The organism is Dokdonella sp. (genome assembly GCF_051958935.1).
GTDB lineage: Bacteria > Pseudomonadota > Gammaproteobacteria > Xanthomonadales > Rhodanobacteraceae > Dokdonella_A.
Window position 1 is genome coordinate 18170 of the sequence record NZ_JBQCFP010000127.1, and the last position, 24633, is coordinate 42802.

At 69.9% G+C, this 24633-nt stretch carries 17 protein-coding genes; 8 read left to right on the plus strand and 9 right to left on the minus strand.

Annotated features, from left to right (window positions below; genetic code table 11):
- Position 1: 1 nt before the first annotated feature.
- The 3 genes from ACTHK2_RS12095 to ACTHK2_RS12105 are packed head-to-tail and all read right to left on the minus strand — an operon-like array spanning position 2 to position 5576.
- Positions 2–838, minus strand: coding sequence for a 4Fe-4S dicluster domain-containing protein (locus ACTHK2_RS12095; protein ID WP_440245968.1), 837 nt, complete (start codon positions 836–838; stop codon positions 2–4).
- Positions 835–2685 (minus strand): SLC13 family permease, encoded by a 1851-nt coding sequence (locus ACTHK2_RS12100; protein ID WP_440245969.1) that lies wholly within the window; start codon positions 2683–2685, stop codon positions 835–837. Before ACTHK2_RS12100 ends, ACTHK2_RS12095 begins: the two co-directional genes overlap by 4 nt.
- Complete coding sequence (locus tag ACTHK2_RS12105; RefSeq protein ID WP_440245970.1) at positions 2598–5576, minus strand: molybdopterin oxidoreductase family protein; 2979 nt, start codon at positions 5574–5576, stop codon at positions 2598–2600. Before ACTHK2_RS12105 ends, ACTHK2_RS12100 begins: the two co-directional genes overlap by 88 nt.
- Before the next feature lie 269 nt (positions 5577–5845).
- On the opposite strand from ACTHK2_RS12105, the gene ACTHK2_RS12110 reads away from it, so the two are divergent.
- The 3 genes from ACTHK2_RS12110 to ACTHK2_RS12120 all read left to right on the plus strand — a co-directional run bounded on the left by ACTHK2_RS12110 (position 5846) and on the right by ACTHK2_RS12120 (position 8806).
- Positions 5846–6826 carry a helix-turn-helix transcriptional regulator gene (locus tag ACTHK2_RS12110; protein WP_440245971.1) on the plus strand — a complete coding sequence of 327 codons (981 nt, stop codon included), beginning with the start codon at positions 5846–5848 and terminating at the stop codon, positions 6824–6826.
- A complete protein-coding gene (locus ACTHK2_RS12115; RefSeq protein WP_440245972.1) occupies positions 6823–7833 on the plus strand; it encodes a patatin-like phospholipase family protein in 1011 nt (336 codons plus the stop codon). The genes ACTHK2_RS12110 and ACTHK2_RS12115 overlap by 4 nt, the downstream gene beginning before the upstream one ends.
- A gap of 124 nt (positions 7834–7957) precedes the next feature.
- Positions 7958–8806: a hypothetical protein gene (locus ACTHK2_RS12120; RefSeq protein WP_440245973.1), complete on the plus strand. Its 849-nt coding sequence runs from the start codon at positions 7958–7960 to the stop codon at positions 8804–8806.
- A 240-nt stretch (positions 8807–9046) separates the two neighbouring features.
- Here ACTHK2_RS12120 and rho read toward each other — a convergent pair whose 3' ends face one another.
- Both rho and trxA read right to left on the minus strand, forming a co-directional pair.
- A complete protein-coding gene (rho, locus tag ACTHK2_RS12125) occupies positions 9047–10684 on the minus strand; it encodes a transcription termination factor Rho (protein WP_440245974.1) in 1638 nt (545 codons plus the stop codon).
- A gap of 251 nt (positions 10685–10935) precedes the next feature.
- A complete protein-coding gene (trxA, locus tag ACTHK2_RS12130; protein WP_440245975.1) occupies positions 10936–11265 on the minus strand; it encodes a thioredoxin TrxA in 330 nt (109 codons plus the stop codon).
- A gap of 361 nt (positions 11266–11626) precedes the next feature.
- Here trxA and rhlB point away from each other — a divergent pair, with 361 nt between their 5' ends.
- A complete protein-coding gene (gene rhlB, locus ACTHK2_RS12135; protein WP_440245976.1) occupies positions 11627–13438 on the plus strand; it encodes an ATP-dependent RNA helicase RhlB in 1812 nt (603 codons plus the stop codon).
- Between the two features lie 174 nt (positions 13439–13612).
- Here rhlB and ACTHK2_RS12140 read toward each other — a convergent pair whose 3' ends face one another.
- The 3 genes from ACTHK2_RS12140 to ACTHK2_RS12150 all read right to left on the minus strand — a co-directional run bounded on the left by ACTHK2_RS12140 (position 13613) and on the right by ACTHK2_RS12150 (position 18386).
- Complete coding sequence (locus tag ACTHK2_RS12140) at positions 13613–16126, minus strand: DUF3856 domain-containing protein (protein WP_440245977.1); 2514 nt, start codon at positions 16124–16126, stop codon at positions 13613–13615.
- A gap of 31 nt (positions 16127–16157) precedes the next feature.
- Complete coding sequence (locus ACTHK2_RS12145; RefSeq protein ID WP_440245978.1) at positions 16158–16730, minus strand: ECF-type sigma factor; 573 nt, start codon at positions 16728–16730, stop codon at positions 16158–16160.
- A gap of 114 nt (positions 16731–16844) precedes the next feature.
- Positions 16845–18386 (minus strand): hypothetical protein, encoded by a 1542-nt coding sequence (locus tag ACTHK2_RS12150; RefSeq protein ID WP_440245979.1) that lies wholly within the window; start codon positions 18384–18386, stop codon positions 16845–16847.
- A 179-nt stretch (positions 18387–18565) separates the two neighbouring features.
- Here ACTHK2_RS12150 and ACTHK2_RS12155 point away from each other — a divergent pair, with 179 nt between their 5' ends.
- Genes ACTHK2_RS12155 through ACTHK2_RS12170 form a run of 4 tightly spaced genes read left to right on the plus strand, consistent with a single transcriptional unit; the run spans position 18566 to position 23803 of the window.
- Positions 18566–19453: a type II secretion system protein N gene (locus tag ACTHK2_RS12155; protein ID WP_440245980.1), complete on the plus strand. Its 888-nt coding sequence runs from the start codon at positions 18566–18568 to the stop codon at positions 19451–19453.
- A 47-nt stretch (positions 19454–19500) separates the two neighbouring features.
- The gene (gene gspD / locus ACTHK2_RS12160; protein ID WP_440246043.1) at positions 19501–21567 is read left to right on the plus strand and encodes a type II secretion system secretin GspD; all 2067 of its coding nucleotides are present in this window, start codon (positions 19501–19503) and stop codon (positions 21565–21567) included.
- Complete coding sequence (gene gspE / locus ACTHK2_RS12165) at positions 21564–23051, plus strand: type II secretion system ATPase GspE (RefSeq protein WP_440245981.1); 1488 nt, start codon at positions 21564–21566, stop codon at positions 23049–23051. Before gspD ends, gspE begins: the two co-directional genes overlap by 4 nt.
- A 23-nt stretch (positions 23052–23074) precedes the next feature.
- Entirely contained in the window at positions 23075–23803 is a 729-nt protein-coding gene (locus ACTHK2_RS12170; RefSeq protein ID WP_440245982.1) for an alpha/beta fold hydrolase, read from the plus strand.
- 16 nt (positions 23804–23819) lie between these two features.
- Here the strand turns inward: ACTHK2_RS12170 and ACTHK2_RS12175 are convergent, their stop codons facing one another.
- Positions 23820–24314: a hypothetical protein gene (locus ACTHK2_RS12175; protein WP_440245983.1), complete on the minus strand. Its 495-nt coding sequence runs from the start codon at positions 24312–24314 to the stop codon at positions 23820–23822.
- Between the last annotated feature and the right edge of the window lie 319 nt (positions 24315–24633).

Genomic DNA, 24633 nt, shown 5'->3' on the forward strand with positions numbered 1-24633 from the left:
CTCAGCGCGTCAGTACGCGGTCGAGCCAGCGCAGCACGCTGGGCAGTCGCGCGGCGTCGAGCGTTTCCGTCGGCGCGGCCTTCGCTGCGACATCCGCGCAGCCGTTGCGACGCGGGCGCGGCGGCAGGTAGCGGTTGACGGGCCGGTAGTCGTATTCGGGCATGAGCGCGTAACCGTCGCGCTCGGCGACGAGCTTCGACACCGGCGACTGTGGATCGCCGAGGTCGCCGAAATGGCGCGCACGCATCGGGCATGCCATCACGCAGGCGGGCTGGCGATCCGCTTCGTCCAGCGTCTCGTTGTAGATGCGATCCACGCACAGCGTGCATTTCTGCATCGTGCCGCGCTCCATGCTGAACTCGCGCGCGCCGTACGGGCACGCCCACGCGCAGAGCTGGCAGCCGATGCACTTGTCGGCATCGACGAGCACGATGCCGTCTTCGGCGCGCTTGTAACTCGCGCCGGTCGGGCACACGGTCACGCATGCGGGCGTCTCGCAGTGCAGGCACGAACGGGGGAAGTGGACGGTGAGGCCGGGAGTCGGGATGGGCGATTCGGGATTGGCAAAAGAAGAAGACGAAGGCGCGGCCTCGCCTGCCTTCTCCAATCCCCGTTCGCGCATCACCAATCCCGGCCCCTCGATCGCATAACTGTGCACGCGGTTGAACCAGACGCCGTGCGGATGCGCACCGTACGGATCCTCGTCCGGCAGCGAGCCGAACTGGCCACCGTCGTTCCATTCCTTGCACGCGACCGCGCAGGCGTGGCAGCCGACGCAGGTGTCGAGATCGATCACGAGGCCGAGCTTCTTCGCAGCCGGCGGCGGCAGGGTGGTCATGGTTGCAGGGGCCAGAACAACGGAATGAGGAACATCGAAAGCGCGCAGAACACCGCGATCAGCGGGAGCCCGACCTTCATGAAGTCGGTGAAGCGGTAGCCGCCCGCATAGTAGACCATCGTGTTGGTCGGGTAGCCGACCGGCGTCGCGAACGAGGTCGCCGCGGCGAAGGCGACCGCGACGATGAACGGTCGCGCGTCGGCGTGCACCGCATGCGCGATCGACACCGCGATGCCGACCATGAGCACGACCGACGGGTTGTGCCCCATGAGTTCGGTCAGCAGCGCGGTGAGCAGGTACACCATCAGCAGCGCGCCGAGTGGACCGTGGGAGCCGATCAGCTGCATGCCGCCGTCGACGAGCGCCCTCGACAGGCCGCTGCTCTCGATCGCGGTGCCGAGCGGCAGGATCGCCGCGAGCAGCACGATGATCTTCCAGTCGATGCCGGCGTAGAGGTCGCGCGTGCCATAGCAGCCGGCGATCGCCATCGCGACCGCGCCGGCGATCGCCGCGACGGGGATCGGCAGCGCATGCAGTCCCGAGAGCGCGACGACCATGGCCATGATCGCGATTGCGGCGATCGCGCGGCGCGGCGTGCGGCGCACGTCGTCGCGCTCGCTGAGCACGACGAAGCGCTCGTCGCTGCGCACCGCAGCGACCGACTTCTCGCCGACGAGCAGGAGCAGCACGTCGCCACCGGCGAGCCGCACGTCCTTGAGCGACTCGCGCAGCACCTCGCCGCGCCGGCGGATGGCCAGCGCGATGGCGTCGTACTCACGCGAGACGTCGACCTCGCCGAGCGAATGGTGTTCGATCGCGCCGTCCGGTTTGACCATGGCCTCGATCAGCACGCGCGTGCGGCCGTGCTCGGGGCCGTAGCGGTTCTCCGGGTCTATGTCGAGCTGCGCGCGCGTGCGCAGGTCTTCGATCTTCTCCCAGTCGCCGCGCACGAGCAGCACATCGCCCGGCTCGAGCCGCTGCTCGCGCGGCGACCACAGGTGCTGCTCACCGCGCAGCAGCTCGAGCGGGTAGACCCCGTAGGTCTCGCCGAGCGTTGCCTCGGCGATCGTCTGGCCGACCAGCGGCGAACCCTCGCGCACGCGCAGCTCGGTCACGTACTTGCCGAGTTCGGTTTCACCGGCGCCCTCGGCCGGGATGTGTCGCGGCAGCAGCCAGCGGCCGATGACCATGAGGTAGGCGATGCCGACGAGGGCGAGCAGTACGCCCATGCGCGTGAACTCGAACACGCCGAACGGCGGCAACCCGTGCTTCTGCGCGAGGCTGTCGGCGAGCAGGTTCGACGAGGTGCCGATCAGGGTGCACACGCCGCCCATCTGCGCCGCGTACGCCATCGGCAGCAGCACGCGCCCGGGCGGCGTCTTCGTGCGCGCACACACGCGCAGCGCGAGCGGCAGGAACGTCGCGACGAGCGCGATGTTCTTCACGAACGCGCCCATCGGCGCGATCGCGAGCATGAGCGCGAGCGTGAGCAGCCACGGCTTGCGCACGCGTGCGAGCAGGCGCCCGAGCGGCTCCAGCGCGCCCGAGCGCTCGATGCCGAGGCTCAGCGCGAACATCGCGGCGACGGTCACGGTCGCCTCGTTGCTGAAGCCGGCGAGCGCTTCGTCGGGCGTGACGAGGCCGAGCACGACGAGCAGCACGAGCACGATCAGCGCGACGAGGTCGATGCGCACCTTCTCGCTCGCGAACAGCGCGATCGCGCCGACCACGATCGCGAGCGTCGTCCATGCGGGGCCGCTCATGCGGCGCTCCCCGCAAGTTCGATGCGATGACCGTGCCGCCGCGGCTCGGGATCGCGTTCGATGCGCACGCGCAGGTCGAACCACGCCGCCTGGCCTGTCACGGGATCGGCGTTCGCGTAGCGCGCGCGACCGCCCCGGTCACGCAGCGACTCGTCGATGAGGTGGTTGAGCAGGAAGCCGTCGACGTTCTCCGGCGCGTCCGCCGCGAGCTTCCAGGCGCCCTTGTGCTTGCCGATCGCGTTCCAGGTCCACACCGTGCCCGGCGCGGTGCCCGCGTGCGTGCGCGCCTGCACGCGGATGCGCCCGCGTGGCGCGGCGAGCCAGACCCAGTCGCCGTCGGCGACGCCATGCTCGGCCGCGGTACGCGGGTTCATGTAGAGGTAATTGCGCGTCGCGATCTGCCGCAGCCAGCGGTTCTGCGATCCCCAGGCGTGGTACATGAACATCGGGCGCTGGGTGATGGCAGCGAGCGGATAGTGCAGATCCCCCTCTCCCGGTTGCGGGAGAGGGTCGGGGTGAGGGCAGGCTTGCGACGGCCCTTCCCCCCATCCGCCTTCGGCAGCTTCCCCCGCAAGCGGCGGAAGGGACGAGTAGTGGAATGGCAGCGGGTCGAAATAGCGCTCCACGCGCGCGCGTTCGTGATCGGGTGGCTGCATCGCGCCGTGGCCGCGTGCGGCGAGGCGGAAGCGTTGCAGCGTCTCGGCGTAGAACTGCAGCACGATCGGCTGGGTCGAACCAACGAACGCGAGCGACTTCGCCCACTCGAGGTAATCGCGGTTCGCCATCTTGTAGTAGCGGCCGGCGTCGGGCACTGCGCGGTGCCAGTGGCAGCCGTGCTCGATGTAGCGCGCGAGCTGGCCGGGGTTCGGTGCGCCCACGCCGTCGTGCGCGCCGTCGGTGCCGCGCCAGCCGGCGAGCAGGCCGACGCCGGGCGCGCGCTCGTGTTCGACCATGTACTGCGCATAGCCGCGCGGATACTTCGGTGCACCGGTCTCGTCGACGAGGCCGGGCAGGCCAAGGCGTGCGCCGAGGTCGAGGAGCACGTCCTGGAAGGGTCGCACGTCGCGATCGGGTCGCACGACCGGCTGGCGGATCGCGTCGCTCGCGCCGTCGGCGTCGGAGATCGGCCGGTCGAGCAGGCTGATGCAGTCGTGCCGTTCGAGGTAGGTCGTGTCGGGCAGCACGAGGTCGGCGAACGCGACGGTTTCCGAGTCGTACGCGTCGGCGTAGATCACGTGCGGAATGCGGTATTCGCCGCTCGCCGGGTCGCGCTCGCAGAGCATCGCACGCGTCGCGCTCGTGTTCATCGCCGAGTTCCAGCCCATGTTCGCCATGAACAGGAACAGCGTGTCGATGCGATACGGGTCGCCCGCGCACGCGTTCGCGATCACGTTCTGCAGCATGCCGTGCGCGGCGAACGGGTGCTGCCAGGAGAACGCCTTGTCGATGCGGCGCGGCTCGCCGTGCGCATCGACGACGAGGTCGTCGGGCGTGTGCACGTAGCCGAGCGGGCCCGCATCGAGCGCGCCGTTGTCCTTGCGCGCCTTGCCCGGGCGGTTCGGCGGCGGCGCGGGTTTGGGATAGGGCGGCTGGTAGCGGAAGCTTCCGGGCGTGTCGATTGCGCCGAGGATCATCTGCAGGAGGTGCAGCGCGCGGCAGGTATGGAAGCCGTTCGCGTGCGCGCTGATGCCGCGCATCGCGTGCATTGCGACGGGCCGGCCGATCATCTCCTCGTGTTCGCGGCCCCATGCGTCGGTCCATCGCTGCGGCAGGCGAATCGCCCGTTCGAACGCGACCTCGGCGAGTTCGCGCGCGAGGCGGCGGATCGTCGACGCATCGACGCCGCACGTCGTCGCAACCGCATCCGGCGCGTACCCGTCCGCCATGTAGCGTTCGGCGAAGAGCTGGAACGCGGGCACGGCGATGCGCCCGTCGGCGAGCGCGTACTCGCCAATGACGAGCGGCGAGATGTCGATGCGCGCCGCGTCGACGACGAGATAGCCGGGCCTGCGGGCGCCTCCATGGTCGTCTTCCGGGCGAAAGCCGGGATCCAGCTCCTCGCCCCTCGTGCCGCCGGCAGACGCCGGGTGCCGGCTTTCGCCGGGACGACGGTTCGTGCGCGCCGCGCACAGCGCGCGGCCTTCCGCGTCGCGCGCGATCATGCCGTCATCGGCCGCGCCCGGCGCGCGGATCACCAGATGGTGCGCATTGGTGTAGCGCACGAGGTAATCGAGGTCGATGCGATCGGCGTGCAGCAGCTCGTGGATGAGCGCGCCGGCGAGAAGGCCGTCGGTGCCGGGGTTGATCGGCACCCATTCGTCGGCGATCGCGCCGTAGCCGGTGCGCACCGGATTGATCGCGACGATCTTCGCGCCGCGCGCCTTGAGCTTGCCGAGGCCGAGCTTGATCGGATTGGAATCGTGGTCCTCGGCGACGCCCCAGAGCATGAGGTACTTCGTGAGCTCCCAGTCGGGCTCGCCGAATTCCCAGAAGCTGCCGCCGAACGTGTACATGCCTGCGGCGGCCATGTTGACCGAGCAGAAGCCGCCGTGCGCGGCATAGTTGATCGTGCCGAACTGCTGCGCCCACCAGCCGGTCAGCGCCTGCGACTGGTCGCGCCCGGTGAAGAACGCGAGTTCGTCCGGGTTGCGCGCGCGGATGTCGCCGAGCCACTTCGTCGCGAGGGCGAGCGCTTCGTCCCATTCGATCTCGCGGAACTCGCGCGCGCCGCGTGCGCCCACGCGCAGCAGCGGCTTGGACAACCGCGCCGGCGAGTAGTGCTGCATGATGCCGGCCGAACCCTTCGCGCAGATGACGCCACGATTCACCGGATGGCGCGGGTTGCCGTCGATGTAGCGGACGCGGCCGTCCTTGAGGTGCACGCGGATGCCGCAGCGGCATGCGCACATGTAGCAGGTCGTCGTCTCGACCGCGTCGCCGGTCGGCTCGTGCAGGTTCAGGTGGGCGTGCGGCATCCTGCGATGGTAGCGGATGCGTCCGCGCGGCGCCCCGCCCCGGTAGGGCGGGTCGAGCCGCGCAGCGGGTAGGGCGGGTCGAGCCGCGCAGCGGCGAGTCCCGCCGAAGCCTCCCATCTCCGCCAACGACGCACGCATCTGCAACGCTACCGAACGCTGCCCGACAAACCCGCACGGCCAACGCACCGCCGCCCACGCCACGGCAACGTATGCGATCCTTCGCCGATCGCCGCGGCTGTACGCCGCGCATTCCATTCAGAACGCACGCCATGGACCGCTACGAACGCATCCTGACCCTGCATCGGATCCTCAAGTCCGCGCGCTACCCCGTATCCTTCGCGCGCCTCAAGGACGAGGTGCATTGCTCGCGCGCGACGCTCTACCGCGACATCGCGTTCCTGCGCGACGCACTCGGGGCACCGATCGAATACGGCGAGGACGAATCGACCTTCCGCTACGCCGCCGACGAGGCCGAGCGCTTCGAGCTGCCCGGCCTGTGGCTGACCAGCGAGGAACTCGCTGCGCTGCTCGCGCTGAACGAGCTGCTCGGCCGCAGCGACCCCGGCGTGCTCGCCGGCGCGCTCGCGCCGTTCCGTGCGCGCATCGAACGCCTGCTGTCGGACCAGGCGAGCGGGCGCAGCCTGCCGGTCGAGCGCATCCGCGTGCTCACGAGCGGCTCGCGCCGGCTCGACCAGGCGGTGTTCCGCGGCGTCGCCAGCGCGCTGCTCAACCGCAAGCGGCTCAAGTTCGGCTATCGCGCGCGTTCGACCGACGCGGCCACCGAGCGCATCGTGTCGCCGCAGCGACTCGCGCACTACCGCGACAACTGGTACCTCGACGCGTGGGATCACAGCCGTGACGCGCTGCGCAGCTTCGCGCTCGATCGCATCCGTGACCCGCAGCCGCTCGAAGAAGCCGCGCTCGACCGCGAGGCGGGTGAGCTCGATGCGCACCTCGCCTCCAGCTATGGCATCTTCTCGGGTGCGCCGAAGGCATGGGCGACGATCCGCTTCTCCTCGCACGCGGCGCGCTGGGTCGCCGACGAACACTGGCATTCTCAGCAGCAGGGCGAGCGCCTGCCGGACGGACGCTACGAGTTGCGCGTGCCGTACTCGAACTCGCGCGAACTGCTCATGGACGTGCTCAAGTACGGTCCCGACGCCGAGGTGGTCGCACCGGTGAGCCTGCGCGAGGAGATGAAGATCCTGCTGCAGCTCGCGCTCGGCGCCTATGCAGGCCACCTCCAATGAGCGGCGAACCGACGGCATTGCCGCCGCCCGCGGGCGATGCGCCCAATGGCGTGCCGATCTCGCTCGTGCTCGGTTCGGGCGGCGCACGCGGCTATGCGCATATCGGCGTCATCGAAGAGCTCGAGGCGCAGGGCTTTTCGATCCGCTCGATCGCGGGCAGCTCGATGGGTGCGCTCGTCGGCGGCATCTACGCGACCGGCAAGCTCGGCGTGTTCAGCGAGTGGGTGCGTCCGCTGCAGCGACTCGACGTACTGCGCCTGCTCGACTGGACCCTGTTCGGCGGCGGCTTCATCAAGGGCGATCGCATCATCGGCGTGCTGCGCGAGCTCATCGGCGACGCCGAGATCGAGGATCTGCCGATCCCGTACACCGCCGTCGCGGTCGACCTGGACGTGCAGCGCGAGGTCTGGTTTTCGCGCGGGCCGCTGTTCGATGCGATCCGCGCGTCGATCGCGATCCCGACGATCTTCCGCCCGCACCGCTACCGGGGACGCCTGCTCGTCGATGGCGGCCTGCTCAATCCGTTGCCGGTGTCGCCGACGTTGCGCGATGCGACCGACGCGACGATCGCGGTCGACGTGAACGCGGCCTCCGAGCCGTTGCCTGCCACACGCCCGGGCGCTTCCCCAAGCGTGGAAGCCGATCGCGGAGCGGCGGGCCAGGCGACGCCGGAAATGCAGCCGGGCGGCGACAAGCCGGCACCGATCGACCTCACGTACCGGCGCCGCATCGCGGAGTTCGTCGAGTCGGTCATGGGCAAGCGCGAGCCGCGCCCGGTCGAGCGCGAGCCAGGGACCCTCGAACTGTTCGCGCGTTCGCTCGATGTCGTGCAGGAGACGATCACGCGCCTAAAGCTCGCGTCGCAGCCGCCCGACCTCCTCATCACGATCCCCCGCAACGCGTGCGCGTTCTACGAGTTCCAGCGCGCCGAGGAGCTCATCGCGCTCGGCCGCGAGCGCACGCGCGAGGCGCTCGCGCGCTGGGTACCGACGCGTCGCAGTCCCTAGCGGCGCGATGCCGGGCGTGCGGCGCGGCTCCGACCTTCAGCCAGCCCGTTTGCGTGTTCGATGGCGCGCCGTTTTCCGTTACAGCTATCAGGCGCCCCTTCCGTGGCGCCGGGGAGCGCCAGCCATGAACATCCGCCTGATTTCCCTTTCCCTGTTGCTCGCCGTGTCCGGCGCGAGCGCCGGCGCGGCCGCTGCCGGCTCGGGCAAGCCGTACTTCCGGTACGACAAGATCCGCATGGAGACGAAGCATGCGTACGCGTTCGCGCACGAGGAACGCCGCGGTTCGCCCAGCACCTACGTGTTCCTCACCACGGCCCCGCTCGATGCCCAGAAGGTCGCCGACGCGTTCGATCCCGGTAGCGAAGTCAACCGGCAAACGGGCAACACGCCGGGCGGCTTCGTGCGCATCTGCGTCACGCCCGAAGGCAAGGAATGCGGCCTGTACTTCTCGCACGAAGGGCCGAGCGAATCGTTCAACATGTCCGGCTCGGGCGAATTCACGCTCGGCAAGCGCACGCCGGGCCGGATCGAGGGCCGCTGGGCGATGACGACCCCCGACGACTTCTTCGGCAAAACCTACGACTTCGACATGCCGTTCGCCGCCGACGTGACCGCACCGAGCCCGGGCACGAAGCTCGGCGCCGATGGCGGCGAACCCGGACGCGCCTACAGCGCGTACCTCGCCGCACTCGCCAAGGGCGACGTGCCCGCGCTGCGCAGGATGCTCGGCGAATCCGCACGCTGGCAACTGCCCGAGGACGACGAGCAGCAGGCCAAGCAGGGCCTCAAGGACCTGCGCGACGGCAAGCCGGTGTCGGTGAAGATCGTCTCCGCGATGCAGCGCGGGGACCTCGCGGTGCTGCGCGTCGAAGGCGTCGACCGCGACGAGATCAAGCGGGCCGGCCGCGTGCTCATGGCGAAGGGCGAGAACGGCTGGAGCGTCGAAACGGACGACCTCGGCAGCGTAGATTGACCGCCGGCGCCGCGCCGCGGGCACACGCGTCGTCGAAAAACTACGGATCGTCGTCCCGGCGAAAGCCGGCACCCAGCGTCTTCGCCCCGCGGGTCGTCGTTCCCGCTTTCGGGGATGACGTCAGCTTTCCGCCGTGCCCGTGCCTGGTTGCCGTGCGCCTGTTTCCTCTCACCGCTCCTCGAGCGACGAAAAAAAAAGCCGGCATCGCGCCGGCTTTTCCGTGCGTGACCGCCGGCCTCGTCAGCCGCGCTTCATCGCGCCGAAGAACTCGTCGTTGGTCTTCGTGTTCTTCATCTTGTCGAGCATGAACTCCATTGCGGCGAGCTCGTCCATCGGATGCAGGAGCTTGCGCAGGATCCAGATCTTCTGCAGCTGGTCCGGGTCGATCAGCAGTTCCTCGCGGCGCGTGCCGGAGCGGTTGATGTCGATCGCGGGATAGACGCGCTTCTCGGCGATGCGGCGGTTCAGGTGCACTTCCATGTTGCCGGTGCCCTTGAACTCTTCGTAGATGACCTCGTCCATCTTCGAGCCGGTGTCGATCAGCGCGGTCGCGATGATCGTCAGCGAGCCGCCTTCCTCGACGTTGCGCGCGGCGCCGAAGAAGCGCTTCGGGCGCTGCAGCGCATTGGCGTCGACGCCACCCGTGAGCACCTTGCCGGACGACGGCACGACGGTGTTGTAGGCGCGCGCGAGGCGGGTGATCGAATCGAGCAGGATCACCACGTCCTTCTTGTGCTCGACCAGGCGCTTGGCGCGCTCGATCACCATCTCGGCGACCTGCACGTGGCGCACGGCCGGTTCGTCGAACGTCGATGCGACGATCTCGGCGCGCACGCCGCGCTGCATCTCGGTGACTTCCTCCGGACGCTCGTCGATGAGCAGGATGATCAGGTGCGCTTCCGGATGGTTGTGCACGATCGCCTGCGCGACGTTCTGCAGCATCATCGTCTTGCCCGCCTTGGGCTGCGAGACGATGAGGCCGCGCTGGCCCTTGCCGATCGGCGCGACGAGGTCGAGGATGCGGCCGGTGATGTCTTCGGACGAGCCGTTGCCGCGTTCGAGGTGGAACGCCTTGCGCGGGAACAGCGGCGTCAGGTTCTCGAACAGGACCTTGTTCTTCGACGCCTCCGGCGGCTCGCCGTTGATGTGGTCGACCTTGAGCAGGGCGAAGTAGCGCTCGCCTTCCTTCGGCGGTCGGATGCGGCCGGTGATGTAGTCGCCGGTGCGCAGGTTGAAGCGGCGGATCTGGCTCGGGCTGACGTAGATGTCGTCGGGGCCGGCGAGGTAGCTCGCATCGAAGCCGCGCAGGAAGCCGAAGCCGTCCTGCAGGATCTCGAGCACGCCTTCGCCGTAGATGCCGCCGCCGGCGCGCGCATGCGCCTTGAGCACGAGGAAGACGATGTCCTGCTTGCGCGCACGCGCCACGCCTTCCTGGATGCCGAGGCTCTCGGCGAACGCGAGCAGTTCGGCCGCGGTCTTGCGCTTCAAGTCGTTGAGGTCGATCAGCGGACCGTTGCCGCCGCCGTTCTTCGACTCGTCGAATTCCTCGTCGTCGTACATGCCGCTGCGGTTGGGTTGCGGATTGCCGCCACCGCCGCCATGGCGGTTGCGCCGGTCGCGCCGGCCGCGGCGACCGCCTTGTCCACCCTGGTTCTGCTGGCCGCCGGCATTCTGCCCGCCGCCCGCGTTCGGGTTGCCTTCGGCACCTTCGCCGCCGGCCTGGTCGTTGTTCGGGGTGCGCGCTTCGGCATTTGCCGGCGCTGCATCCTGCTGTTGCGGCTGTTGCTGCTGCTGGCCACGCGGGCCGCGCTGCCGGGGCTCGGGACGGCCTTCGGCGGCGGCACCCTGGCCGCTATAATTCGTTTCGTTTTCGGACACGGGCAATCCTCGCTGGGCGCCGTTGCAAAGCTGGGAGGGAAGGAGATCGAAGGAGAAGCGGGCGGAGCAGCGTGGTGCTCCGGGCGCTGGGTTTACGTTAGCACCGCGATTTGCGGGCGTAAAGCGTCAGGGCCGGGAATCGGGAATGGAGAATGGGGAATAGGGAATGGCCTGGAACCGGTTCATCGAACCGGACTCGCCAGTGGGCGGCGGACCATTCTCCATTCCCTATTCCCCATTCCCGGCCCGTTTCAGGCAATCGCCTTGTCGATGATCTGCGCGAGCTGGGTCTTGCTCACGGCGCCGATCTGCGTCGCCTGCACCTTGCCGTCGCGGAAGATCATCAGGGTCGGGATGCCGCGCACGTTGTAGTTGCGCGGGGTTTTCTGGTTGTGGTCGACGTTGATCTTGGCGACCTTGAGCTTGCCCTGGTAGCTCGCCGCGAGGTCGTCGAGGATCGGAGCGATCATCTTGCACGGACCGCACCACTCGGCCCAGAAATCGACGAGCACGGGCTCGCTGGACTTGAGGACCTGGTCCTCGAACTGGTCATCGCTCACGTGTGCAATGTGTTCGCTCACGGGATTACTCCAAAAAACAAGGGATTGGCGGGGGCGCCGCTGCGCCCGGGACCGCTTCGGCGGATGTATTCCGACCGGCCGGCAAGCCGATCGAGCGCGTCGGGCGGGGTTCCGCTACACTCATGCGGTTGCGTCGGTGCAGACGGGACTTGCGAAGGGGGTGCGGAAGCACGACCCATTTGAGCCCAAACGGTCGACTGGCGCAAGTTGGGGACGCCGCCGCGCCATTGCAATAGCGGGCCAGCGCCGCCATCCGGCCGCCCGTGCGCCGCGTCCAGCCGGCGCTCCAGCAGGATCCATCGCGCCCTAGGGGTGCGGGAATCGCAGGGGGCGCCTCATCGCCATCCTAGTGATCCCACCCATGTCCCAGCACCCTATAACCGACATCACTTTCGAAAGCTTCGACCTTCATCCGACCCTGCTGTCCGGCCTGCATGCCGCCGGCTTCACGCGTTGCACGCCGATCCAGGCGTTGACCCTGCCGCTCGCACTCGCCGGGCGCGACGTCGCCGGCCAGGCGCAGACCGGCACCGGCAAGACCGGCGCCTTCCTCGTCGCCGTGCTGAATCGCCTGCTCACCAAGCCTGCGGTCGCCGACCGCAAGCTCACCGACCCGCGCGCGATCATCATCGCGCCGACGCGCGAGCTGGCGATCCAGATCGACAAGGACTTCCGCAACATCGGCCGCGACACCGGCCTGCGTTCGGCGCTCATCTACGGCGGCGTCGACTACGACAAGCAGCGCGACCTGCTCAAGGCCGGCTGCGACCTCATCATCGCCACGCCCGGCCGCCTGATCGACTACCTCAAGCAGCACGTGTTCTCGTTCAACGCGATCGAGGCGGTCGTGCTCGACGAGGCCGACCGCATGTTCGATCTCGGCTTCATCAAGGACATCCGTTTCCTGTTCCGCCGCATGCCGCCGCGCGAGCAGCGCCAGAGCATGCTGTTCTCGGCGACCCTGAGCCATCGCGTGCTCGAACTAGCCTATGACCACATGAACGAGCCGGAGAAACTCACGGTCGAGGCCGACAACGTCACCGCCGACCGCGTGCGCCAGCTCGTCTACTTCCCGGCCAAGGAAGAGAAGCAGCCGCTGCTGATCAACCTGCTGTCGCGCATCGACGCGCACCGCAGCATCGTCTTCGTCAACACGAAGATCGCGGCGGAGAAGATCACGCGCTCGCTCGAACGGCACGGCTTCACCGTCGCCACGCTCTCGGGCGACGTGCCGCAGGCCAAGCGCGAGCGCCTGCTCGGCCGCTTCCAGAAGGGCGAGATCGAGATCCTCGTCGCGACCGACGTCGCCGCGCGCGGCCTGCACATCCCCGACGTCTCGCACGTGTTCAACTACGACCTTCCGCACGACGCCGAGGACTACGTCCATCGCATCGGCCGCACCGCGCGCCTCGGCGCCGAGGGCGACGCGATCAGCTTCGCCTGCGACCTGTACGCGATGAGCCTGCCGGACATCGAGCGTTACATCGAGCAGAAGATCCCGACCGCGCCGATCACGCCCGAGCTGCTCGTCGCGCCGCCGCCGCGCGCGCGCGCGGATGGCTCGATGCCGCCGGCGCTGAGCGCCGAAGACGAAGCGGCAGACGACGCGCGCAACACCGCCGGACCGCCGCCGAAGAGCGGCAAGCCGTCGCGCGGACCGCGCGCGCGCGACGAGCGCGGCGGTTCGCGCGAGCATCGCGGCGAACGCCCGCGCAGCGGCGAGGGTGGTCGCAGTGGCGGGGCCGCACGCACCGGAGAAGGCGGGCGTGGCCGTCGCGATCGCGGCGCCGCGAAACCGGCCGTCGCACCCGATCCCGCAGCCGCCACGACGCCCGCAGCGTCGGCGGCGCCGGCGACGCCCGCGGCTACCGCGGCGCTCGACGGCGATGCACCGCGCAAGCGCCGCCGTCGCGGGGGTCGCGGCCGCAACAAGCACCGCGAGGGTGGCGAGGCCGCTGCAACCCCGCAGGGCGGCCAGCGCGGCGCACCATCCGCGTCGCGCACTGAACGTGCCGGCCAGCCGGCCCAGCGCGGTGGCCCGCAGGCGCAGCGCGTCGTCGAGCGCAAGCCGCATCCCCATGCCGCAGCCGCGGCCAGTGGCGCGCAAACCGCCGCGCATCCGCCGAAGCAGGGGTTCTTCCGCCGCATCATGCGCATGTTCACAGCCCGCTGAGTCACCGCGCGCTTCGACGCGCGCCGTGGCGCCGGAGTCATGGCGGCTCGCAGGAGATCGACGGGCCGTCATCGCCTCGGCACAAGCGCTTCGTGCGACCCGCGACATGCCGATCCGCTCCGCGGCGCCGGGTCGCGCGCAGGCGCGCCGCGTTCGACGGCGCCTCGCACGCATTCAGTGCGCTTCGATCTCGCGACGCAACGGTTGCATGAGGCGGAGATAACCTTCGCCGCCTGCGCCGGAGGCGGCGTACAGATCGGTGGCGCGTTCGAGGTCGGCGCGTGCTTCGACGATGCGTCCCTGCGCCGACCGCACGCGTGCGCGTGCGCGATATGCGCCGCCGAGCAGGATTTGATTGCCTGCGTAGTCGGCCTCGGCGACCTCGAGCGCGGCCCGCGCCATCGCCTCGGCGTCGGCGATCCGCCCCGCGTTCACGCAGATTTCCGCGAGCGACGTGCGCACGGTGACCGCGAGCGGGCTGCGCTCGCCGCTCTGCGCGAGCGCGATGCGCAACGCTTCCTGCGCCGGCGGCAGCGCTTCACTCGCGCGGTCGAGGCGGTTGAGCGCGACGGCGAGGTTGTTCAGCGACGCGGCGAGTTTCGTCGTCTCACCGTACAGCGCGCGTGTCGTCGCGGTGACGCGGCGGTAGTACTCGAGGCTGCGCTGGTTGCGACCCATCATCAGCGCGGCGTTGCCGCGGCTGTTGAGGGCGGCCATGCCGCCGTCCGAATCGGCCTGCCCGAGGCGCTCGAATACGGCATAGCTGTCGTTCGCACTGGCCTCGGCCTCTTCGTACCGACCGAGCTGGGTCAGCGCATTGGACAGCGTGTTGTAGAGATTGCCGACTTCGAAGTCGTCACTGCCGAGCATCGCGCGACGCTCGGCGATCGCGTCACGCAAGGTCGTGATCGCCTGTTCGAATCGGCCCTCCGCGCGCTCCACCTTCGCCTGCGTCGAACGGCTCTCGTTGAGCAGCGCGGCGGAGCCCGCCCGTCCGCGCCAGTACGCCTGCGCCTGGTCGAGCAGCCCGCGCGCACGCGCGGCGTGGCCGCGCGCGAGTTCGACCTGGGCAAGGTTGTAGCGAGCGCTTGCCTGCACCTTCGGGTTCGACTCGATGCCTGGCCACTGCAGAAGGCGTTCGAGCAGCGGCGTCGCGCCCTCGACGTCGCCGAGCTGGAGATAGAGGTCGCTGAGCATCAGGGCGGTGTTCTGCCCGGTCTCCGGCTCGCCGCTGAACACGTCGAACAGGCGTTCGGCCCCGGAGCGGAATACGCGACGCACGTCGACATGGCTCGAATCCTTCTGCGCGGCGGCGTCTCGGAACATGAGCATGAGGTACTGGCGCATGCCGTCCGACCGTTTTGCTTCGGCGACCGCCTCGTCGCGCTGCACGCGCGCCTCGCGTGCTTGCCAGATCGTCGCCGCCACGCCCGCGACGGTCGCGAGCACGGCGAGGGCACCGAGGGCGACCGCGATGCGGTTGCGTGCGACGAACTTGCGCAGTCGATAGCCGACCGCGTCGCCCGACACGCGTACCGGGGCGCCGTCGAGCCAGCGCGTGAGATCGTCGGCGAAGGCATCCACGGTCGCGTAGCGGCGCGCGGGTTCTTTCGCGAGCGCCTTGTCGAGGATGCGCGCGAGGTCCCCGCGCACCTCGTCGCGGTACGCCCGCGCACCGGTGGCGCGTGCGCTCAGGCGTTCGGCCGGTGTCGGTGCGCCGTTGCGGGCGGCGCGCTGGATCGCCGCCGCGAGCGACGCCGGCGGCGTCGTCCGTACCGCGTGCGCGGCGGCGAGCAGGTCGCCGCGCTCGACCTCGACCGGCAATACCCCGGCGACGAGTTCGTACAGGATCGCGCCCAGCGCGTAGACGTCGGTGGCGACGCCGGCGGGCTCGCCGCCGAACTGCTCGGGCGCGGCGTACTCGGGCGTGAGCGCGTAGCGCGGACCCAGCGTCGCCGCCGCCTCGTCCTCGTCGCCGCCGACCAGGTGCGCGATGCCGAAGTCGAGCAGGCGGACGCGACCGTCGTCGTCGACGAGTACATTGGCAGGCTTGAGGTCGCGATGCACGACGAGCTGGGCATGTGCGTACTGCACCGCGGCGCAGACATCGAGGAACAGTCGCACGCGTGCGCGCACCCCCAGGCGGCGCGCATCGCACCAGCGCGTGATCGGTGCACCGCGCACGAACTCGAGTGCGAACCACGGCCGGCCGTCCGGCGCGACGCCGCCGTCGATGAAGCGCGCGAGGTTCGGGTGCGAGAGGCGCGCGAGGATGCGCCGCTCGCGCAGGAAGCGCGCGCGGATGTCGTCGAAATCGAAGCCGCGACGGACCAGCTTCAGTGCAACCTCGTGGACGAAGTCGGCGCCCTCGCGCACGCCGCGGTAGACGACGCCCATGCCGCCGCGGCCGATGCGCTCGACCAGGCGGAAGGGTCCGAGCAGCGTGTCGAGCAGGGTGTCGCCGACGTCGGCATCGTCGATCGCGGCCGCGTCGGCGCAGGCGCCGTCCGCGTCGGCATCGTCCTCGCCCGTGACGCCGCCCAGCAACGCGTCGACCCGCGCGCGCAAGGTCGCGTCGCCGCCGCAGCGATCGGCGAGGAAGCGCGCGCGCGCGGCGCCCGCGTCCACGTCGAGCGCATCGCGGAAGATCCGCACGACGTCGCGCTCGGCCGAATCGTCTGCGCTCATGCCGCGATCGGGTTCGCTGCGGCGCCGGGCATCACGCCAGCGATTCCATGCGCTCGCGCAACCATTCGCGTGCGGCGATCCAGTCGCGGCGCGCGGTGCGCTCGGCGATGCCGAGTGCGGCGGCGACCTCTGTGACCTCGAGGCCGACGAAGTAGCGCAGCTCGACCACCTTCGCCATGCGCTCGTGCGCGCGCTCGAGCGCTTCGAGCGCGGCGTCGAGCGCATCGAAGTCGGTGCCGTCGGGGATCGGCAGTTCCAATGCCGCAGCGAAATCGTCGCGCAGCCAGCGCCCCCCGCGCTTGTCGCTCGCGGCCATGCGGGCGCGGTCGACCAGTACCTGGCGCATCATGCGCGCGCTCGCGTTGAGCAGGTGCGCGGTGCTTTCGAACTGCATCGGGGCCCGGCCGAGCAGGCGCAGCAGCACGTCGTGCACGAGCGCCGTGGTCTGCAGGGTCGCGTGGCCGGGCGTCGCGCGGAGCATGCCGGCCGCGATGCGGCGCAGGTCCGCGTAGACGAACGGCAGCAGGCGGTCGAGCGCGCGCGCGTCGCCCGCCCGCCACTGTCGCAGGTAGCTCGTGACGCTGTCATCGGGCGCCGCCATCATGGCGGCACGGTAGCGCGCGTCGCAGCCCGCTGTCACGCATGCACCGCACCGTGCTCAGGCGCTGCGCGCGCGGCGGCGCGGCAGCGCGTGCGAGCGACGAGCGCGCGCGCCGCCTCATTCGGCGCCGTAGCGGAAGATGGTGTCGTCGGCGATGCGTTGCGGCAGGTAGCGCGAGGTCACGAACATGCGGCCGCTCGCCCCGTCACGCGCCCAGCCTGCGGCGACGAAACCGGCACCGTCGGCGACGATGTCGGTGTAGTTCGCGTCGCCGCTGGCGATGCCGTGTACCTGGAAGTCGCCGATCGCGCCGGTGTCCGCGTCGAGCACGGTGAGTTCGGGCTGGTCGACGAGGTTCGGCTTCCAGTGCCCGGCGACGCCGATGTCGCTGCCGCGGCGCACGAGCGCGAGCGGCGTGTCGTCGCCCAGATCCACGGTGCAGGTCGAGCCGCAGCCGCCCCAGAGCAGCTTGCCGGTGCCACCGAATTCGGTGACGGGCGCGCCGCTCGAATCGACGCGCAGCAGCCCGGTACCGCGGCTGTACTGGCGCGAGACGTCGGCGAGCAGGTAGATGTCCTGCACGTAATTCGGCGGGAAGGGGCCGACCGCATGATAATCGGTGTGGATCGCGACCGCCTCGTCGTCATGGTCGCTGTTGGTGTCGTCGAACGGATAGCAGCGCACGCCGTTGCCGTTGAACGCGGTGCGCAAGCTGCCGTTGCCGCCGAACGCAGCGATGCACGGATCGTGGTCGCCCGCATTGTCGTACTTCTTGGTGAATGCCACGTAGAAGGGCGGATCGATCAGCACGAGCAGGCTCGCCTCGTGCGCGATGTCGATGCCGCTGATCGGGCAGTTGCCGCCGAGTGCGGCGGCGGAACACGAACTCGCCGCGGACGGCAGTTCGAACATCGAGGCGCCGCCGTTGCCGAACGCGGTATCGAGGTTCGGCACGCCGTTCGCGTCGATCTTGTAGCGCGCGGTCCAGAAGCGCGTCCACAGGCCGCCGGCGGAATTGCCCGCGAGGAGGGTGAGGCGGCCATTGCCCGACACGTCCATCGCGAGCGGCGCGTTGTAGACGTCGTCGTCGAGGCGGATGAACCACCAGCCGAGGAAGTCGCCGCTTTCGGAGAAGACGACGATCGCGGCCTGGTACTTGTCGAGGCCGTTGCTCGCCCGATAGGTTTGGGTCGCGAGCACGTACAGGTTTCCGCCGTAGCGCTTGATGTCGGCGACGCCGGTCAGCTTCGGATCGGGCGTGGCGCTGTTCGGGAACACGACGTACTGGTTGTCGTAGCGTGCGTACGCCGGCGGGATCGAGGGCCACGCTTGGCGCCGCCCGCTCGGGCTGTAGCGCACCAGGCCGAGCTGTGGGGCGCCGGCGACGATGACGGTGCCGGCGACGACGACGTCGCCATTCGCCAGGCGTACGAGCCTGCGCCCGTCGTAGTAGCCGGGCGCGCCCGCGAAACGATCGATCGATACGCCGTCGTCGGCGAAGAACGGGTCGTAGGTCCAGTCATCGGCGGCGAGCGCGTACGGCTCGTAGGCGGGCGCGTCGGCGCCCTTGCCGGCGTCGGCGGCGACAGCGGTCGATGCGGCGAGGCCGGCGTACAGGGCGAACGATACCCGCGCGAGCGGGCCGGGCGATCGGGACATGGCGCATTTCCTCCATTCGTGGACGATGGGCGCACCCGGGATCGAAGCAGAAGGCGACGCCTGCCCGGGGATACGTGGAATGCGCGCGGCAACGGCCATTGCGGCGAACCGCGCCGTTGGACCGCCCCGGCGGCGGGCTCGTTTGCTACGCTTGCATGCCGAATCGACCGGGCTCTTCGATGTCGCCGTTCCGTCTTGCCAACGACCGCAGCCGTAGCGCCGAAGTCGCGGCGATGCTCTGCTGCGCGCTGCTCGCGGCGCTCGCCGCGTGGCTGCTGCTGCGCCTGGTGTGGGCGCTGCTGCCGGGTGACGCCACGCCGCACGCGGACCTGCCGCCGAGCGGCGCCACCGTCGCCACGCCGGCGTCCGCGGCGACGGGTTCGATCGCGCGCTGGCACCTGTTCGGCAACACGCCGTTGCCGGCGAGCGGGCCGAGCACGACCTCGCTGATCCTGCGCGGCACGCTCGCCGAGAGCGACCCGAAGGCGGGCATCGCGGTGATCGCCGATGCCGGCAAGGGCGAGCGCAGCTGGCGCGTCGGCGAGGAAGTGAGTCCGGGGGTGCGTCTCGCGAGCGTGTACGCCGATCGCGTCGTCGTGCTGCGCGACGGCAACGAGGAAACGCTGCAGCTGCCGCGCGACAGCAACCTCGCGCCGGTCGCGGCGCCGGCTGGCGCCCCTGCGCGCGCGGGCGCCGCGCGCGCGTCACCGTCGACGTCGCCGGCGGCGAACGCCGCCGCACGCGACGTGCGCGGGGCGAAGAACCTGCAGGACGAGGTCGAGCGCCTGCGTCGCAATCCCACCGAATTCATGAAGCGCGTGCAGGTCGTGCCCGTGCTCGCCGACGGCCGCCTCGCCGGCATGCGCGTGTCGACCGGCACCGATGCGGCCCTGCTCAACCAGCTCGGTTTCGAGCAGGGCGACGTCGTCACATCGGTCAATGGCACGCCGGTCGATTCGGTCGAGCGCGGACAAGAGATCCTGTCGACCCTCGGCAGCGCGACCTCGGTGCGCGTGACCGTGCTGCGCGCCGGCAAGCCGACCGAGATCACGGTCGGCCTGCGATGATGCCCCGCGTGAACCCCACTGCGCCTTCCAACAAGGAAACCCACGTGATGCGCCGATTCCTCGTGCCGGCGATCGCCGGCGTGCTCGCCGCGATGTCCGCTTCCGCGCAGACCGGGGCGGGCGCGACGCCGCAGGCGGCGCCGGGCCACACCACGACGGCCGACGGCCGCCACACGCTGAACCTCAAGGATGCGGACATCCAGGCGCTGATCGCCACGGTCAGCGAGATCACCGGCAAGAACTTCATCATCGGCCCGAACGTCGAAGGCAAGGTCACGGTGGTGTCGGCGCGGCCGATGAAGCCGGACGAGATCTACGACGTGTTCCTGTCGGTACTGCGCGTGCACGGTTTCGCCGCGGTCCCTGCCGGCAGCATGATCAAGATCGTGCCGGAGACGACCGCGCAGCAGGACGGTTCGACCGGCGTCAACGGCCTCGCCGCGCGTGCGGCCGACGAACTCGTCACCGAGATCGTGCCGGTCAAGCACGTGTCCGCGGCCGAACTCGTACCGATCCTCCGGCCGCTGATGCCGCAGGGTGGCCAGCTCGTCGCGCATGCGAGTTCGAACTCGCTGGTCGTGTCCGACCGCGCCGGGAACGTGCAGCGCCTCGCCGACATCGTCCGCCGCATCGACACGGTGTCCGACGCGGAAGTGGAAATGATCCCGCTGCGCCATGCCAATGCGGCCGAACTCGCGCGCACGCTGACCATGCTCGGTGACGACAAGGGCGCTGTGGCGAACGGCGAGGCCGCGCGCGTGTTCGCCGACACCCGTACCAATTCGATCCTGCTCGCCGGTGCGAAGAACGGCCGCCTGAAGATGCGCGCGCTGATCGCCCATCTCGACACGCCGGTCGACAACGGCGGCGACACGCAGGTGATCTACCTGCACTACGCGAACGCGAAGGATCTCGTGCCGATCCTGCAGGGTGTCGCGGGCACGCTCAGCGGCATCGCGCCTCCGACCGCGGCGAAGGGCGGCGAGGGCGGCACGGCGGGCGCGTCGCCGGCGACGATCCAGGCGCACGCGGAAACCAATGCGCTGGTCATCAGCGCGCCACCGGCGATCTTCCGTTCGCTCGCGCAGGTGGTGCGCCAGCTCGACATCCGTCGCAACCAGGTGCTGATCGAGGCGGTCATCGCCGAGGTCGCCGACCAGACCGCGAGCGAGATCGGCGTACAGTGGCAGATGCCGCTCGGCAAGGATGGCCAGCACGTGATCGGCGGCACCAATTTCACCGGCACGTTCCCCGGCAACAACATCATCGCCGCGGCGCAGAACCCGCTCGGCGTCGGCAACGGCCTCAATCTCGGCTACATCGACGGCACCGTGACGATCGGCCGCAACACGATCTTCCAACTCGGCGCGCTCGTCACCGCGCTGCGCGGCGACGGCAAGTCCAACATTCTGTCGACGCCGTCGGTGCTCACGCTCGACAACCAGGAAGCGGAGATCAAGGTCGCGCAGGAGGTGCCGTTCCTCACCGGCCAGTATTCGACCAACGCGGTGCAGGCGACCACGACCGGCACGACCAACGCCGGCATCACCAATCCGTTCCAGACGATCGAGCGCAAGGACGTCGGCCTCGTGCTCAAGGTGAAGCCGCAGATCAACGAAGGCGAGGCCGTGCGCCTGGACATCCACCAGGAAGTCTCCTCGATCGCGCCGAGCGTGAGCGGCGCGGTCGACCTCGTCACCAACAAGCGCGAGCTCACCACCAGCGTGCTGGTCAAGGACGATTCGCTGCTCGTGCTAGGCGGCCTCATCGACAACCAGGCGAAGGACAACGTGCAGAAGGTGCCCGCGCTCGGCGACATCCCGCTGCTCGGCAACCTGTTCCGCTACCGCACCAACGACCGCTCGAAGAAGGACCTCATGGTGTTCCTGCACCCGAAGATCCTGCGCGACGCGGCGACCGAGGCCGCGGTGTCGAGCGAGAAGTACAACTACATGCGCACCGAGCAGTTGCAGATGCGCCAGCAGGACTGGCCGATCACGCCGCGTTCGGAGCGGCCGATGCTGCCCGAGGTGCACGACTTCCTCGCGAGCCCCAGCCTCGACGGCCGCCCCGGCCTGCGCGACCCGCAGCCTGCCGCGGAGCGTTCGCGGTGAGCGAAGCGGTACGCCCGGCACGGCCCTCGTTCGGCTACGCGCGCCGCCACGGCATCGCGCTCACCGGCTGGAAGGACGGCACCGCGCACGTCGCCTGCCGCGCGGGCGTGCGCAACGACGCACTCGCGGAACTGCGTCGCCACCTGCGCGCGCCGCTCAACTTCACGACCTTCGCGGAGAAGGATTTCGAGCGCCTGCTGCGCGAGCTGTACGAACAGGGCGACGATGCGCGCGCGATGGTGTCGGACCTCGACGAGCGCATGGACCTGCGCACGCTCGCCGACGAGCTGCCCGAGCCCGAGGACCTGCTCGAAAGCGACGACGATGCACCGATCATCCGCCTCATCAATGCGCTGCTCACCGAAGCGGTCAAGGAAGGCGCGTCGGACATCCACATCGAGCCGTACGAGAACCGGCTCGTCGTGCGCTTCCGCATCGACGGCGTGCTGCGCGAGGTGCTGAGCCCGCAGAAGGCGATCGCATCCGCCGTCGTCAGCCGCATCAAGGTGATGGCCAAGCTCGACATCGCCGAGCGGCGCCTGCCGCAGGACGGCCGCATCGGCCTGCGCATCGCCGGCCGGCCGGTCGACGTGCGCGTGTCGACGATTCCCGCCGGTCGTGGCGAACGCGTCGTGCTGCGCCTGCTCGACAAGCAGGCCGGCAAGCTCGACCTTGCCCAGCTCGGCATGGACGACGCCGCGCGCGCGAAGCTCGAGGACCTCATCGCGCGTCCGCACGGCATCCTGCTCGTGACCGGTCCGACCGGCTCGGGCAAGACCACGACCTTGTACGGCGCGCTGCTCCAGCTCAACGACGCCTCGCGCAACATCATGACGGTCGAGGATCCGATCGAGTACTACATCGACGGCGTCGGCCAGACCCAGGTCAACACGCGCGTCGACATGACGTTCGCGCGCGGTCTGCGCGCGATCCTGCGCCAGGATCCGGACGTCGTCATGGTCGGCGAGATCCGCGACCTCGAAACCGCCGAAGTCGCGGTGCAGGCGTCGCTGACCGGCCACCTCGTGCTGTCGACCCTGCACACGAATTCCGCGATCGGCGCGGTCACGCGCCTGCGCGACATGGGCGTCGAACCGTTCCTGCTCTCGTCCTCGCTGATCGGCGTGCTCGCGCAGCGCCTCGTGCGCGTGCTCGATCCGGCGACGCGCGAAGCCTACGCGGCGACGCCGGCCGAACTCGCCGCGTTCGGCAAGCCGGCCGGCACGCAGGCGACGCTGTATCGCCCGCGCGCCGACCTCGCCGCCCAAGGCCGCGCGAGCGGCTACAAGGGACGCACCGGCATCTACGAACTCGTCGCGCTCGACGACGCGCTGCGCCGCCTCGTGCACGAAGGCGCGTCCGAGGCCGAACTCGAACGCCACGCGCGCACGCGCGCCGCCTCGATCCTCGAGGACGGCTGGCGCAAGTGCGTCGCCGGCATCACCTCGACCGAGGAAGTGCTGCGCGTGACGCGCGAGGAGTGAGGCGCTTCGCGCCGCGTTCGCGCATGATCTCGCCGCGTTCGCGCATGATCTCGCCGCGCTGGCTGCTGTTGCCCGGACTCGATGGCAGCGGTCGCCTGTACGCTCGGTTCCTCGAGCAACTGGCCGGTATCGATGCGATCATCGTCAGCTATCCCGACGACCTTGCCCGCGACCTCGATGCGTACGCGCGACATGCGCGTGTGGCGATCGGTGGCGCAGACCGGTGCATCATCGTTGCCGAATCGTTTTCCGGACCGGTCGCGCTGCGCCTGCAGCGCCTGGACGCGCGCGTCCAGGCGATCGTGCTCGTCGCGAGCTTCGTGCGCTGTCCGCACCCGGTGCTACGCGTGCTGCCCCCGTTCCTCATCGCTGCATTCGCACGGCGCTTCGCGCTCCGGCCGTTGTTGCGCGCGTTCTGCGTCGGCGCCGACGCCTCGGACGAATGCGTCGACGCGCTGCGCGATGTCGTGCGCATGCTTCCGGCCGACGTGTTGAGCGCGCGGCTCGCGCTGCTGCGTTCGCTCGACGAATCCACCGCCTTGCGCACGATGCGCGCTCCGGTCCTGCACTTGCGCGCCAGCCGCGACCGCCTCGTTCGTGCGGTGCTCGCGGGCGATGCGCCGCCGACGCGCTTGCGCGAGGTTGCGATAGAAGGTCCGCATTTCCTGCTACAGGCGCGTCCCGAGGCTTGCCACGAGGCTATCGAGGCATGGATCGGCGGTGTTTTGGAAGACGGGCCGCCGCGGGTTTGAAGGGCGGGCCAGCCCGTCATGCTTCGTCGCGTGATGCCCCTTTTCCAAACCGTGGAAGCCCGTAGGGCGGCTCGAGGTGCGCCGCGGCGGATCGCCGTGGTCGCAGACTTCCGCCGTAGTCAAGGCGTGCAACGGCACGCGGAAAGCGATCTCGTTTCGATCCAGGTGAGTTGTTGGTGTAGCTCGTGAAGCCCTTCTGCCGTCCGTAGAGGCGCAGCAGGCATCCATCGGCGGTGGGTTCGACGAACAGGGAATAGTCGGTGCCGGAGGGCGCCGACACCAGGAACGGCCGCGGGCCGAGCGCGACGCTCGCGAGCATGCCGCGCGTGCCCGCCGCGAGGGCTTGCGCATCGGCGCTGGTTTCGTGTTGCGCGACGAGGATCGATGCGAGTTCGCGCTCGAACGACGCGCTGCAGGTTGGGTCTTCGATGTTGCGCACCTGTCCCACCGTCGTGCATCCGGCAGCCGACAGCGCGAGTGCGATCGAAGCGTGCGTTCCGGGTCCCCTCATGACGCGGCTCCCATGCGGCGCAAGTCACTCTAGCGCGAATGCGGCGCATGATCGACGCCAGTGCTGGCGGCCGCGCCAACGCATGCCCGCGCGGGCCCCAGGAGGCGGCGCCCGGCTCGCAGGCGCATTGCGAGTTCCGTCGCTCCCGCCAGGGCGGCGCGGCGGCGAGGTACGCCAAGCCGGCGGCGGCCCGACGCGGCGTCGGTGCATGCGATGGTCGCCGAACTCGGCGCCGTCGGTTTACTCTCTGCGGAGCGGCCGAAGGCGCCATGCTCTTCGCCAGGCCCGACACGAGCATCGCGACTTCCGCCGCCGCGCC